Here is a 12,403-nt window from a genome sequence, read left to right as displayed (position 1 = left end):
TAGCCCACGGGTATGGTCCATTTCCATGGTGGAATCCTGGGCCACTTCGCCCTCCGGTCAAGCGCTCGGTATCGACCTGCACGTCGAGCCGACCGGCTCCGGCCTGCGCAAAGGCCTGACCGACGCGCTCCGTGACGCCGTACGCAGCGGCCGCCTCGCCCCCGGTGTCCGCCTCCCATCGTCCCGCACGCTCGCAGCCGATCTGGGCATCGCCCGCAACACGGTCGCCGACGCCTACGCCGACCTCGTCGCCGAGGGCTGGCTCACCGCGCGCCAGGGCTCGGGGACGCGCGTCGCGGAGCGGCCGGTGGAGGCGCCCCGGCCGGCCCCGACACGCGGCCGACGCGCTCCTGCCGGACTCCGCCACGACCTGCACCCCGGCACCCCCGACCTCTCCTCGTTCCCGCGCGCCGAATGGCTCAAGGCATCGCGCCGCTCCCTCAACGCCGCCCCGAACGACGCCCTCGGCTACGGCGATGCCCGCGGCCGCATCGAACTGCGCACCGCCCTCGCCGGCTACCTCGCCCGCGCCCGCGGCGTCCACGCCGACCCGGACCGCATCGTGATCTGCTCCGGCTTCGTCCACGGTCTGATGCTGCTCGGCGAGGTGCTGCACAACAGGGGCGTGCGCGATGTGGCCGTGGAGACATACGGGCTCGACATCCACTGGGACGTCCTGACGCGGTCAGGCCTGCGCACCCACCCCCTTCCCCTCGATCAACTCGGCACCTGCACCGATGAGTTGGCGACCGGCGAACCGGACGTGGGCGCCGCCCTCCTGACCCCCGCCCATCAGTTCCCGGTGGGCGGGGCACTGCACCCCGACCGCCGGACAGCCGTCGTCGACTGGGCCCGCCGCACCGGCGGACTGATCCTGGAGGACGACTACGACGGCGAGTTCCGCTACGACCGCCAGCCCGTCGGCGCCCTCCAGGGCCTCGACCCCGACCGCGTCGTCTACTTCGGCACGGCCAGCAAATCCCTCGCACCCGGCCTGCGCCTCGGCTGGCTGGTGCTGCCGCCCTCCGTCATCGGGGAGGTGATCGAGGCGAAGGGCGTCGCCGACTGGTCGTGCGGCGTCCTCGACCAGCTGACCCTCGCGGAGTTCATCGACTCGGGCGCCTACGACCGCCATGTCCGCGGCGCCCGCCTGCGCTACCGCCGCCGCCGCGATCAGCTCGTCGCCGCCCTCGCCGAACGCGCCCCCGACGTCCGCGCCACCGGAATCGCCGCCGGCCTGCACGCCGTCCTCCAACTCCCGCCCGGCACCGAACAGTCCGTGGTCCGCGCCGCCGCCTGGCAGCGCCTCGGAGTCGCCGGCCTCTCCAGCTTCCGCCACGAAGCGGCCCCCGCCGAACCACCCCTGGACGCCCTGGTGGTCGGCTACGGAACCCCACCGGACCACGCCTGGCCCAGCGCACTTGAGGCGTTGTGCCGGGTGCTGCCTTAGGGGGCGGGCATCGGGCGGTCGACGTCGCGGCTTGCGCGGCCCACGATCGGGCCGGGCGGCCATGGGCGGTCGGGGACGGGTCAGCTCAGGGTCGGGTCGGGCCAGAACGGGTTCGGGTGGGGTCGGGTCAGAACGGGTTCGGTTCGGGGCGGGCCGGAACGGGTTCGGGTGGGGTCGGGCCAGAACGGGTTCGGTTCGGGTCAGAACGGGTTCGGGTCAGACCCGGGCCGGTGCGGACGCGTCCCCCACCGGCGCCTCCCCGAAGCGCGCCAGAGCCAACGCCCCCGCCACGGCCACCACGAACCCGAGAACCGCCAGCCAGGCCAGCCCCTCGCGCGTGCGATCCCCGAGCCAGATCACCCCGACCAGCGCCGGTCCCACTGTCTCGCCCACGACCATCCCCGCGGTGGCCGTGGTCACCGACCCCTTCTGCAGCGCCGAGGTCAGCAGCAGAAACGCCGAGCCCCCACCGAGCAGCAGCGCATATGTCGCCGGATTGCTCAGCAACGCGCCGGGCGACACGTCGTCGATGAGCCGCACCGACACCTCCACCACCCCGAACCCGAACCCCGAACCGAGCCCCAGCGCGAGCGCCCGCCCCCGCCCCGGAAGCCGCCCGGCCACCGCCCCGATCAACAACACGCCCAGCGCTGTCCCCAGCATCGCGTACCTCAACGCGTCCGAACCGGCCTTGTCTCCCTCCGTCCCCGACGCCAGCCCCAACATCGCAAGCCCCGCCACCACTACTCCGACGGCGCCCCACTCGACACCACTCAACCGCACTTCCAGCAGCCGAGAGGCAACCACCGCCGTCACCGCCAGACTCGCGGCGAGCGCCGCGCCGACGGCATAGATCGGAATGGACCGCAGCGCCACGACCTGCAACACGAACCCGAGGAGGTCGAGTCCCAGCCCGGCGACATAACGCCACTGCCGCAGCGCCCGCAGCAACAATGCGGCGTCGACGCCGGATCCCGACCCCGGCTCCGAGGCCCGCGCCGCCATCGCCTGCAACACGGAAGCCGTACCGAAACAGACCGCAGCCCCGAGCGCGCAAACCATTCCAAGAAGCACAAAGCGACTGTAGAGGGTGCCTCGCACCAGCCGGCCCGTGGGCGGCCCACCCTTCGGGGGCGTCCCCGTGAACGGCCGGACCACGAGTCGGCCGTCCCTGTCGGAGGCGCACCACCGTCAGACCGACAGGACCGCCCGAAGCTGGTCGAGCCCCCAGTCCAGGTCTTCCTTACTGATCACCAGAGGGGGAGCGATCCGGATCGTGCTCCCATGCGTGTCCTTGACCAGGACGCCCTTGTCCATCAACTTCTCCGAGATCTCCCTCCCCGTCCCGTACGACGGATCGATGTCGACCCCTGCCCACAGCCCGCGGCCCCGCACCTGCGTCACCTTGCCCGTGCCCGCCAGCAGCCCGAGCTCCGCGTGCAGATGCTCGCCCAGCTCCGTCGCCCGCTGCTGGAACTCCCCGGTGCGCAGCATCGCGATGACCTCGAGCGCCACCGCGCAGGCCAGCGGATTCCCGCCGAACGTCGACCCGTGCTCACCCGGCTTGAACACCCCCAGCACCTCGCTGCTGGACACCACCGCCGACACCGGCACGACCCCACCGCCGAGCGCCTTGCCCAGCACGTACATGTCGGGCACCACGCCCTCGTGCTCACAGGCGAACGTCCGCCCGGTCCGCCCGAGCCCCGACTGGATCTCGTCGGCGATGAACAGCACGTTCCGCTCGCGGGTCAACTCCCTTACCGCTGGCAGGTATCCGGCCGGTGGTACGAGGACACCGGCCTCCCCCTGGATCGGTTCGAGCAGCACGGCGACGGTGTTCTCGGTGACAGCGCCGCGCAGTGCCGTCAGATCGCCGTAAGGCACGATCTCGAACCCTGGCGTGTAGGGACCGAAGTCCGCGCGCGCCTCCTGGTCCGTGGAGAAGCTGACGATGGTCGTGGTACGCCCGTGGAAGTTGTTGCCCGCCACGACGATCTTCGCCCTGCCGTCGAGCACCCCCTTGACCTGGTACCCCCACTTTCTCGCCGTCTTCACGGCGGTCTCCACTGCCTCGGCCCCTGTGTTCATCGGCAGCACCATGTCCATGCCGCACAGCTCCGCGAGCTGGGCGCAGAACTCGGCGAACCGGTCGTGGTAGAAGGCGCGGGACGTCAGCGTCACCCGATCCATCTGCGCCTTCGCGGCCTCGATGAGCCGCCGGTTCCCATGGCCGAAGTTGAGAGCCGAGTAGCCGGCGAGCATGTCGAGGTACCGGCGCCCCTCGACATCTGTCATCCACGCCCCCTCCGCCGTGGCGACCACGACGGGCAGCGGATGGTAGTTGTGCGCACTGTGCGCTTCGGAGGCGATGATGAAGGTTTCCGTTACGGCATTCGGAGGAGTCACAGCAGTCACGGGGTCTCCGTTCTTACGGCTCTTATGACGCGAAGACGTGGGCTTGTGGCCCCTTCCTATCGTCGCTCGCATCGTGGACCGGGACACCTCGCGTCCCGGCGCGCCCGGTAGGGTGGCCCGCAGGGCCGTGACTGGCGCGCTGGGATGGGACCGACCATCGGGGAGCGGCCTGTGAACTGTGTGCCGTGCGCCTGGGCCGACCCGTGAACCTCCCGCTCTCGACTTCGCTCGGGCAGTGGAGGCCCCATCCGTCCGGAGGTCCGTCATGTCAGAGCCCACCCTCTCCACCGAATCCGTAGCATTCCGCAGCGCTCTCGACGTGATCCGCGCCGTCGAGCCCCGCGTGGCCGACGCCATCGGCCAGGAGCTCGCCGACCAGCGCGAGATGCTCAAGCTGATCGCCAGCGAGAACTACGCCTCCCCGGCCACCCTCCTCGCGATGGGCAACTGGTTCAGCGACAAGTACGCCGAGGGCACCATCGCCCGCCGCTTCTATGCCGGCTGCCGCAACGTCGACACCGTCGAGGCCCTCGCCGCCGAACACGCCCGCGAGCTCTTCGGCGCCCGCCACGCCTATGTCCAGCCGCACTCCGGTATCGACGCCAACCTCGTCGCCTTCTGGGCCGTCCTCGCCCAGCGCGTCGAGGCCCCCGCCCTGGAGCTGGCCGGCGTCCGCAACGTGAACGACCTCTCCGACGCCGACTGGGCCGAGCTCCGTCAGGCCTTCGGCAACCAGCGCATGCTCGGCATGTCCCTGGACGCCGGCGGCCACCTCACCCACGGCTTCCGCCCCAACATCTCCGGCAAGATGTTCGACCAGCGCAGTTATGGCACCGACCCGCAGACCGGCCTCGTCGACTACGAAGCCCTGCGCGCCACCGCCCGCGACTTCAAGCCGCTGATCATCGTCGCCGGCTACTCCGCGTACCCCCGCCTCGTGAACTTCCGCATCATGCGCGAGATCGCCGACGAGGTCGGGGCGACCCTCATGGTCGACATGGCGCACTTCGCGGGCCTCGTCGCAGGCAAGGTCCTCACCGGCGACTTCGACCCGGTGCCGCATGCCCAGATCGTCACCACCACGACGCACAAGTCGCTGCGCGGCCCGCGCGGCGGCATGGTGCTCTGTGACGACTCGCTCGCCGGCCAGGTCGACCGCGGCTGCCCGATGGTCCTCGGAGGCCCGCTGCCCCACGTCATGGCCGCCAAGGCCGTGGCTCTTGCCGAGGCCCGCCGCCCCGAATTCCGCGACTACGCCCAGTCCGTCGTCGACAACGCCCGCGCCCTCGCAGAGGGCCTGACCCGCCGCGGCGCCACCCTCGTCACGGGCGGCACGGACAACCATCTCAACCTGATCGATGTCGCCACCTCCTACGGGGTCACCGGCCGCCAGGCCGAGAACGCGCTCCTCGACTCCGGCATCGTCACCAACCGCAACTCCATCCCCTCCGACCCCAACGGGGCCTGGTACACATCCGGCATCCGCATCGGCACCCCCGCTCTGACCACCCGGGGCCTGGGCACCGCGGAGATGGACGAGGTCGCCGGCCTCATCGACCGCGTGCTCACCGCCGCCGAACCGGGCACCACCAGCAAGGGCGCGCCCTCCAAGGCCCAGCACATCCTGGACGAGAAGGTCTCCGACGAGGTCTCCGCGCGAGCGTCCGACCTGCTGAGCGGCTTCCCGCTCTACCCGGAAGTCGACCTCACCTGATCGCTTGCCCCCTAGCTCCGTGATCTCCTGACCGGCCCGTCACCAGCCGCACCGACGGGCCGGTCAGTGCGTACTCGCGGCCGTGAGAGCTGAAGGGCGACTCTCAGGAGTCGATCAGCTGCTGCCGTGGTCCGGTGTCCGGCGGGGTCTCGCCCGTCCCGCGACGACGCGGCAGCCTGCCGGCCAGCGGCCGCATCACCAGAGCCAGCGCGGCACCCGCCGCCAGCCCCGGTATCGCCCACCACCAGTCCGTCCCCTCACCCGCCCGGGATGCTGAGGCCCGCGCGCCTGCGGACTGCCCGGCATCGCGGCTGTCGGCTGCCGGAGCCGGAGCTCCACCGAGCGCTTCCTTGGACCGGTCGGGCGACTGCCAGGGTGCCGGGAAGATCGGGCTCCCGCCCTTTTGGGACCGCTCGCCCATGACTCCGAGGTCCTTCAGCAGCGCGCGCAGCTCTGCCGGCTTCTGCGCCTTGTGCCAGTACCCGTTGTAGGAGTCCGGCACGTGCGTCGCTGTGTGTATCCAGACGTCCTTCGTGCCCGGCGAGTCCGGATAGACCCGGTCGACCCGCCACGGCAGCACGTCGTGCACCAGCCAGGTGACATTGAGCTGACGCCCCACGCCTATGCCCAAGCCGGGCGGCTCCTCCCGTCGGCCCTGGCCCGGCTCTCCCAGGAGGGTTTCCAGCGGCCCGTACCTCTTGTCACTGAAGTAGAGCGACGCGCTCTGGCCGCTCTCGGGCGACACCACCAGAACGCTCGTCGGTCCGCCGGCCGACGCCCCTGACGCGCTCAGCAGCAGCGCGGCGAGTGCCGCCGTCAGTGCCACCGCCAGCGCGGCCAGCCTTCGTACTGTTCGCATCCGTTCCCCCCAGCTGGTCCCGGCACGGCCCGCCCGTGCCGATTCACTTCTGGTACACCGCTCGACCCGACCGGGTTCCCAACTTTGGCGCGTGAGTTCTCGAGTGCGGGAGCCGCCGGCTCAGCCCGCGGACATCAGCGGACGGTGTCCAACTTCCGTACCGACCGTGCGATCTCCATCGCCCGCTGCTGGGAGTCGATTCCCTCCAGGCGGAGTGTCACCTGCTGCCGACGGGTCCACAGGAGCGTCGGGCCCGCGGTGCGTTCCGAGCGGGTCCACCGGTCGCCGTTGCCGTCGAGCATCCAGAAACTGAGCAGATGGGGCTGGGCGAACCACAGCCCCGTATCCGGGCCGAGGTCGACCCAGCGCGGCTGCATACGCACCGATTTCGTGTACCCGATGTCGAGCTGGGCCGGGTACTCGTCGAGTCGGATCGTGTGCCCGTCCTCGCGCCAGCACAGCGTGATCAAGAAACGCGACTTCGGTTCCCGCGTCACCGTGACGGCGTCCGGCATCCCCAGCTCGTCCGGCACCAGGGGTTCGAATCCGGCTTCTCGTCGGGCCTCACCGAGCGAGAGCGACGTACCGCACCCGGGGACATGAGCACCGGACGACGGCAGGGCCGAGGGGTCGTACCGGACCTCCACCCCGCCGAAGCCGAACCAGTCGGCGACTGCGGCCCGCACCGGAGGCGTGAGCACGAGCACGGTCAGCACCCCGCACATCCCCGCAGTGAGCATCCGCCACCGCTTCCGTACCCAGCGGCGCGCCCGCCGCACCCGGGCAGGGGCCGCCTCCGGCTCGGCCACCGGCGCCGGAACCGACTCGGCGAGTATCTGCGCCAGTACCCGCTCGGCCATCGACTCGCCGCCGGGGCCCAGACCGTCCAGGGACCTGCCCAGCGCCCGCAGCTCATCCGGCAGCCCACTGCCCGCGCGGGGCCCGCGCTCCTTGCCGGGGCCGTGGCTCCCGTCGTCCTCGTGGCGCGGCTCACTCATGCTCATCACCTCCCTCCCGCGGGTCCAGCTCGGCCGGAAGAATCCGCTTCAGCTTCCGCAGCGCGCGATTGAGCCTCGACTTCACTGTGCCGCGCGGCCAGCCGAGCGCCTCGGCCGTCTCCGCCTCGTCCATCTCCAGCAGATACCGGTACGTGACGACCAGCCGATGCTCCTCGCTCAGCTCCTCGAGCGCGGCTAGCAAAGCCGTCCGCCGCTCGTCGTGGACAGCTGCGACCGCCGGATCCGTGGTCTCGGGTATCAGCGGCTCGGCCTCTATCAACGTCGCTTCCCGCCCCACGACCGAACGCTGTCGCACCGCCGAGCGCACTGTGTTCCTCGTCTCATTGGCGACGATCGCGAGCAGCCAGGGCTTGAACGACGAGTCGTCCCGAAACTGTCCCAGGGCGCGGTAGGCCTTGAAAAATGCCTGCTGCACCACGTCCTCCGCGTCCGCGCCTGCCCCGAGGGCCCGGGCCGCCCGCAGCGCCAGCCCGGTGAAGGCGCGCACCAACACCGCGTACGCCTCCACATCTCCGGCGCGCACGCGAGCGATCACCGCACGCTCGTCGTCGACGACGCGGCCCCCCTCCAGGACCTCCCCCTGTGTCCTCACATCGTTGATACACCGCACCCCGCGCATCGGTTCCCACCCGTCGCACAGGTTTTCCGAACTCGCTGCGCAGGCACGTCCGAAGGGAGATCTCGGAGCCAGATCCCGGCGACACGCCGGGCGGGGTGGGCGACGGCTCTCCGTACACGGATCGGCACTTGCCGTACACCCGCCGCCCCACCTGTTTCCAACCAATGAGAGACACCTGAGACAATGAGGAGCATGGCCTCTGATCGTCCCCGCGTGCTCTCCGGAATCCAGCCCACCGCAGGCTCGTTCCACCTCGGCAACTACCTCGGCGCGGTCCGCCAGTGGGTGGCGCTGCAGGAGTCTCACGACGCGTTCTACATGGTTGTGGACCTGCACGCGATCACCGTGCCGCAGGACCCGAAGGAGCTCCGGGCCAACACCCGGCTCGCCGCGGCGCAGCTCCTCGCCGCCGGCCTGGACCCGGACCGCTGCACGCTGTTCGTCCAGAGCCACGTCCCCGAGCACGCGCAGCTCGGCTGGGTCATGAACTGTCTGACGGGCTTCGGCGAGGCCTCCCGCATGACGCAGTTCAAGGACAAGTCCGCCAAGCAGGGCGCCGACCGCGCGACCGTCGGCCTCTTCACGTACCCGATCCTCCAGGTCGCGGACATTCTGCTCTACCAGGCCGACCAGGTGCCCGTAGGCGAGGACCAGCGTCAGCACATCGAGCTGACGCGCGACCTCGCCGAGCGCTTCAACGGCCGCTTCGGCGAGACCTTCACGGTCCCGGCGCCGTACATCCTCAAGGAGACGGCGAAGATCTACGACCTCCAGGACCCGTCGATCAAGATGAGCAAGTCGGCGTCGACGCCGAAGGGGCTCGTCAACCTTCTCGACGAGCCGAAGGTCACCGCCAAGAAGGTCAAGAGCGCGGTCACCGACACCGACACCGTGATCCGGTTCGACCCGGAGAACAAGCCGGGCGTCAGCAACCTCCTCGCCATCTACTCCACCCTCACCGGCACAGGTATCCCGGAACTGGAGCAGAACTATGAGGGCAAGATGTACGGTGCGCTCAAGACGGACCTGGCAGAGGTCATGGTGGACTTCGTGACACCGTTCCGGACCCGTACCCAGGAGTACCTGGACGACCCGGAGACGCTCGACTCGATCCTGGCCAAGGGCGCGGAGAAGGCGCGTGCTGTCGCCGCCGAAACCCTCGCCCAGGCATACGACAAGGTCGGGCTGCTGCCCGCGAAGCACTGAGCCCCAGCCCCGGCTGAACGGCCTGACCGCCACCCGCCCACCGCACGACGACAGGAGTACGACGTGGGGACCGTAACGATCGGCGTTTCGATCGCGGTCCCGGAGCCACACGGCAGCCAGCTCCAGGAGCTGCGCGCGGGCTTCGGTGACCCCGCGGCGCACGGCATCCCCACGCACGTCACTCTGCTCCCGCCGACCGAGGTGGAGGACGGGTCGCTGCCTTCGATCGAGGCCCATCTCGAGGAGGTCGCCGCCGCGGGGCGGAACTTCGCGATGCGGCTCGCGGGGACGGGAACCTTCCGTCCGCTGTCTCCCGTTGTGTTCGTACAGGTGGCGGAGGGTGCCGAGGCCTGCGCATGGCTGCAGAGGCAGGTACGTGACGCGTCGGGTCCGGTCGCGCGTGAGCTGCAGTTTCCGTATCACCCGCACGTCACGGTGGCGCACGGCATCGCAGAGGAAGCGATGGACCGGGCGTACGAGGACCTCGCCGGATATGAGGCGGCCTGGCAGTGCACCGGATTCGCGCTGTACGAGCAGGGCGCCGACGGTATCTGGCGCAAGCTGCGCGAGTTCCCCTTCGGCGGCCCGGCCGTGCCCGCGCAGGGTCCCGACCGCTCGAAGCGGGGCCGACAGCCGGCCCGCTGACGCGACGCGAGTCGGTCGGCCGCTGTCCGACGCGGCTTACATCGGCAGGCGCCGGAACACCGGACGCGGGACATGCCTCAGCGCCGACATCACCATGCGCAGCGCCCCCGGCACCCACACGGTCTCCGACCGGCGCCTGAGCCCCGTCTCGATCGCCTGTGCCACCGCCTCCGGCGTGGTGGCCATCGGCGCCTCCGCCATGCCCGCCGTCATCTTTGACCGTACGAAGCCGGGGCGCACGACCATCACATGCACGCCGGTGCCGTGGAGCGCGTCGCCGAGGCCCTGCGCGAAGGCGTCCAGGCCGGCCTTGCTCGACCCGTAGATGAAGTTGGACCGGCGGGCCCGCTCGCCCGCGACCGACGAGAGCACCACCAGCGAGCCGTGGCCCTGGGACTGCAGGGCGCGGGCGCAGATGAGGCCCGCCGATACCGCGCCGGTGTAGTTGGTCTGCGCGACGCGCACCGCGGAGAGCGGCTCGTCCTCGTCGCGGGCCTGGTCGCCGAGGATCCCGAACGCCAGCAGCACCATGTCGATGTCGCCTTCGGCGAACACCTTGCCCAGCGTCACCTCGTGGGCCTCGGAATCGAGCGCGTCGAAGGCGACGGTACGGGCGTCGGCGCCCATGTCTCGGAGTTCGGCGGCCGCACGGTCGAGGGCGGGGGACGGGCGGCCGGCCAGCCACACCGTTCGGGTCCGCCGCGCCACGAGGCGTCGGGCGGTGGCGAGGGCGATCTCGGAGGTGCCGCCGAGGACGAGCAGGGACTGGGGGGTGCCGAAGGCGTCCTTCATGAGAACCGAACTCCAAATAGGCGGGACTGAAATAGGAGGGACCGAAATCGGTGGGGGCGGGATGGGAACCAGGACGGCCCGAGCGGTGTACCAAAAGTGAATCGGTGCGGAGGGGCCGTGCCGAGTAAGGGGGTACGACGTGCGCGCGATGTGGGGGAGCGATTGCCGGGATGTGCGAGGGCCCTGGCCGTGGCGCTCGTTCCCGATCCATTCAGAGTCCGAGGCGCCGGGACAGATCCGAACGGAACACGCCTCGCGGGTCCAACGTGGCTCGCAGGGCGCGGAATTCGTCGAGGCGGGGATACATCGTCGAGAGCAGTTCGGGCCTTAGCCGCGCGTCCTTGGCGAGGTAGACGCGTCCGTCCGCCGCGGCCACTTCCTCGTCGAGTTCGTCGAGGAACGCGCCGAGTCCAGGCAGCTTCGCAGGAATGTCGAGGGCCAGCGTCCAGCCGGGCATCGGAAAGGAAAGCCAGCCGGGATCCCCGTCGCCGAAGCGCTTGAGAACCGCCAGGAAGGAGGGGCACCGGCGCTCGGAGATGCGCTGCACGATGCGGCGAAGCGCTTCCTCCTGGCCGAATCCGACGACGAATTGGTACTGGACGAATCCACTGCGCCCATAGATGCGATTCCAGTGCGGTACGCCGTCGAGGGGGTGGAAGAACGAGGAGAGCTTCTGGATCTCGCCGACGCGTGACTTAGGGGCCTTGCGGTACCAGAGCTCGTTGAAGAGGCCGACGGTCCTCCGGCCCAGGAGCCCCTCGGGCACGAATCCGGGCGGTGCTGGGAGCTGTCCGGGGCGGAACGTCAGTGGCGCCCTGCGGGCCCGTGCGGGAACGGCATCCAGCGGGGCGTGATCACCGCGTGTGAGTACCGAGCGGCCCATCGAGGCACCGCGGGCCAGGAGGTCGATCCAGGCGACTGAGTAGCGGTAGAGGTGATCGGTCTCGGTGAGGCGGGCCATCAAGCCGTCGAGGTCAACGACACGTTCGGTGTCGACCAACATGAACGAGGTTTCGACAGGGAGGAGTTGGAGGGTGACGGTGAGGATGATCCCGGTCAGTCCCATGCCGCCGGTCGTGGCGTCGAAGAGCTCGCTGCCGCGCTCGACGATCCGCACCTCACCGTCGGCCGTGAGCAGTTCCAGGGCGAGGACGTGGCGGGAGAACGAGCCCGAGACGTGGTGGTTCTTGCCGTGGATATCGGCGCCGATCGCGCCGCCCACCGTGACGTAGCGGGTGCCGGGGGTCACGGGCACGAACCAGCCCAGGGGGAGGAGGACTTCCATCAGGCGGTGCAGGGAGACGCCCGCGTCGCACAGCACGGTCCCGCCGGACGCGTCGATCGCGTGAATGCGGTCCAGGCCGGTCATGTCCAGGACGCTGCCGCCGGCGTTCTGCGCCGCGTCTCCATAGGCCCGGCCCAGGCCGCGGGCGATGTTGCCCCGGTGACCCGACGTCCCGCACGCACGGACCACGGCTGCTGCTTCCGCGTAGGAACGGGGGCGCACGATGCGGGCGGCGGTGGGGGCTGTGCGGCCCCAGCCGGTCATGGGGACGGTGTCGAGGATGCCGCCGGAGGGACCGTCGTGGGCGGCGTCGGGGGAAGGCGAAGCGGTGGGGGGAGCGCTGGGTGCTGGGACGGCCGGCGAGACGGGCGCGGGTGCGGGCACAGGGGTGGGCGG

11 protein-coding genes and 1 riboswitch are annotated in these 12,403 nt (G+C 70.5%); of the genes, 4 read left to right on the top strand and 7 right to left on the bottom strand.

The genetic code is table 11. From position 1 onward, the window contains the following. The first annotated feature begins 25 nt into the window (after positions 1-25). Positions 26-1,450 carry a MocR-like pyridoxine biosynthesis transcription factor PdxR gene (gene pdxR / locus OG574_RS20670; protein WP_326774444.1) on the top strand — a complete coding sequence of 475 codons (1,425 nt, stop codon included), beginning with the start codon at positions 26-28 and terminating at the stop codon, positions 1,448-1,450. 216 nt (positions 1,451-1,666) lie between these two features. Here the strand turns inward: pdxR and OG574_RS20665 are convergent, their stop codons facing one another. Both OG574_RS20665 and rocD read right to left on the bottom strand, forming a co-directional pair. Continuing rightward, on the bottom strand, positions 1,667-2,512 hold the full coding sequence (locus OG574_RS20665; RefSeq protein WP_326778560.1) for a hypothetical protein: 846 nt from the start codon (positions 2,510-2,512) through the stop codon (positions 1,667-1,669). Between the two features lie 129 nt (positions 2,513-2,641). Further along, the gene (rocD, locus tag OG574_RS20660; RefSeq protein WP_442816836.1) at positions 2,642-3,940 is read right to left on the bottom strand and encodes an ornithine--oxo-acid transaminase; all 1,299 of its coding nucleotides are present in this window, start codon (positions 3,938-3,940) and stop codon (positions 2,642-2,644) included. A gap of 45 nt (positions 3,941-3,985) precedes the next feature. Further along, positions 3,986-4,072: riboswitch (ZMP/ZTP riboswitch) on the top strand. A gap of 61 nt (positions 4,073-4,133) precedes the next feature. Here rocD and OG574_RS20655 point away from each other — a divergent pair. Further along, entirely contained in the window at positions 4,134-5,582 is a 1,449-nt protein-coding gene (locus OG574_RS20655; RefSeq protein WP_326774443.1) for a glycine hydroxymethyltransferase, read from the top strand. Between the two features lie 103 nt (positions 5,583-5,685). Here OG574_RS20655 and OG574_RS20650 read toward each other — a convergent pair whose 3' ends face one another. The 3 genes from OG574_RS20650 to OG574_RS20640 all read right to left on the bottom strand — a co-directional run bounded on the left by OG574_RS20650 (position 5,686) and on the right by OG574_RS20640 (position 8,079). Beyond that, complete coding sequence (locus OG574_RS20650; RefSeq protein ID WP_326774442.1) at positions 5,686-6,441, bottom strand: hypothetical protein; 756 nt, start codon at positions 6,439-6,441, stop codon at positions 5,686-5,688. 134 nt (positions 6,442-6,575) lie between these two features. Continuing rightward, the gene (locus OG574_RS20645) at positions 6,576-7,439 is read right to left on the bottom strand and encodes a hypothetical protein (protein WP_326774441.1); all 864 of its coding nucleotides are present in this window, start codon (positions 7,437-7,439) and stop codon (positions 6,576-6,578) included. Further along, positions 7,432-8,079, bottom strand: coding sequence for an RNA polymerase sigma factor (locus OG574_RS20640; protein ID WP_199841823.1), 648 nt, complete (start codon positions 8,077-8,079; stop codon positions 7,432-7,434). Before OG574_RS20640 ends, OG574_RS20645 begins: the two co-directional genes overlap by 8 nt. 192 nt (positions 8,080-8,271) lie before the next feature. Between OG574_RS20640 and trpS the strand changes: the two genes are divergently transcribed. Together trpS and OG574_RS20630 are read left to right on the top strand one after the other, a co-directional pair. Further along, entirely contained in the window at positions 8,272-9,285 is a 1,014-nt protein-coding gene (gene trpS / locus OG574_RS20635) for a tryptophan--tRNA ligase (RefSeq protein WP_326774440.1), read from the top strand. 63 nt (positions 9,286-9,348) lie between these two features. Continuing rightward, positions 9,349-9,930 carry a 2'-5' RNA ligase family protein gene (locus OG574_RS20630; protein WP_326774439.1) on the top strand — a complete coding sequence of 194 codons (582 nt, stop codon included), beginning with the start codon at positions 9,349-9,351 and terminating at the stop codon, positions 9,928-9,930. Positions 9,931-9,966: 36 nt separating this feature from the next. Here the strand turns inward: OG574_RS20630 and OG574_RS20625 are convergent, their stop codons facing one another. After that, complete coding sequence (locus tag OG574_RS20625; RefSeq protein WP_100594776.1) at positions 9,967-10,722, bottom strand: decaprenylphospho-beta-D-erythro-pentofuranosid-2-ulose 2-reductase; 756 nt, start codon at positions 10,720-10,722, stop codon at positions 9,967-9,969. A gap of 211 nt (positions 10,723-10,933) precedes the next feature. Next, positions 10,934-12,271, bottom strand: a complete 1,338-nt coding sequence (locus OG574_RS20620; protein ID WP_326778558.1) for an FAD-binding oxidoreductase — start codon at positions 12,269-12,271, stop codon at positions 10,934-10,936. Positions 12,272-12,403 lie beyond the last annotated feature (132 nt).

Origin of the sequence: Streptomyces sp. NBC_01445 (assembly GCF_035918235.1) — a bacterium.
Taxonomy (GTDB): Bacteria; Actinomycetota; Actinomycetes; order Streptomycetales; family Streptomycetaceae; genus Streptomyces.
Note: the sequence above shows the minus strand (reverse complement) of the source record. Positions and strands in the feature narration are given on the sequence as shown.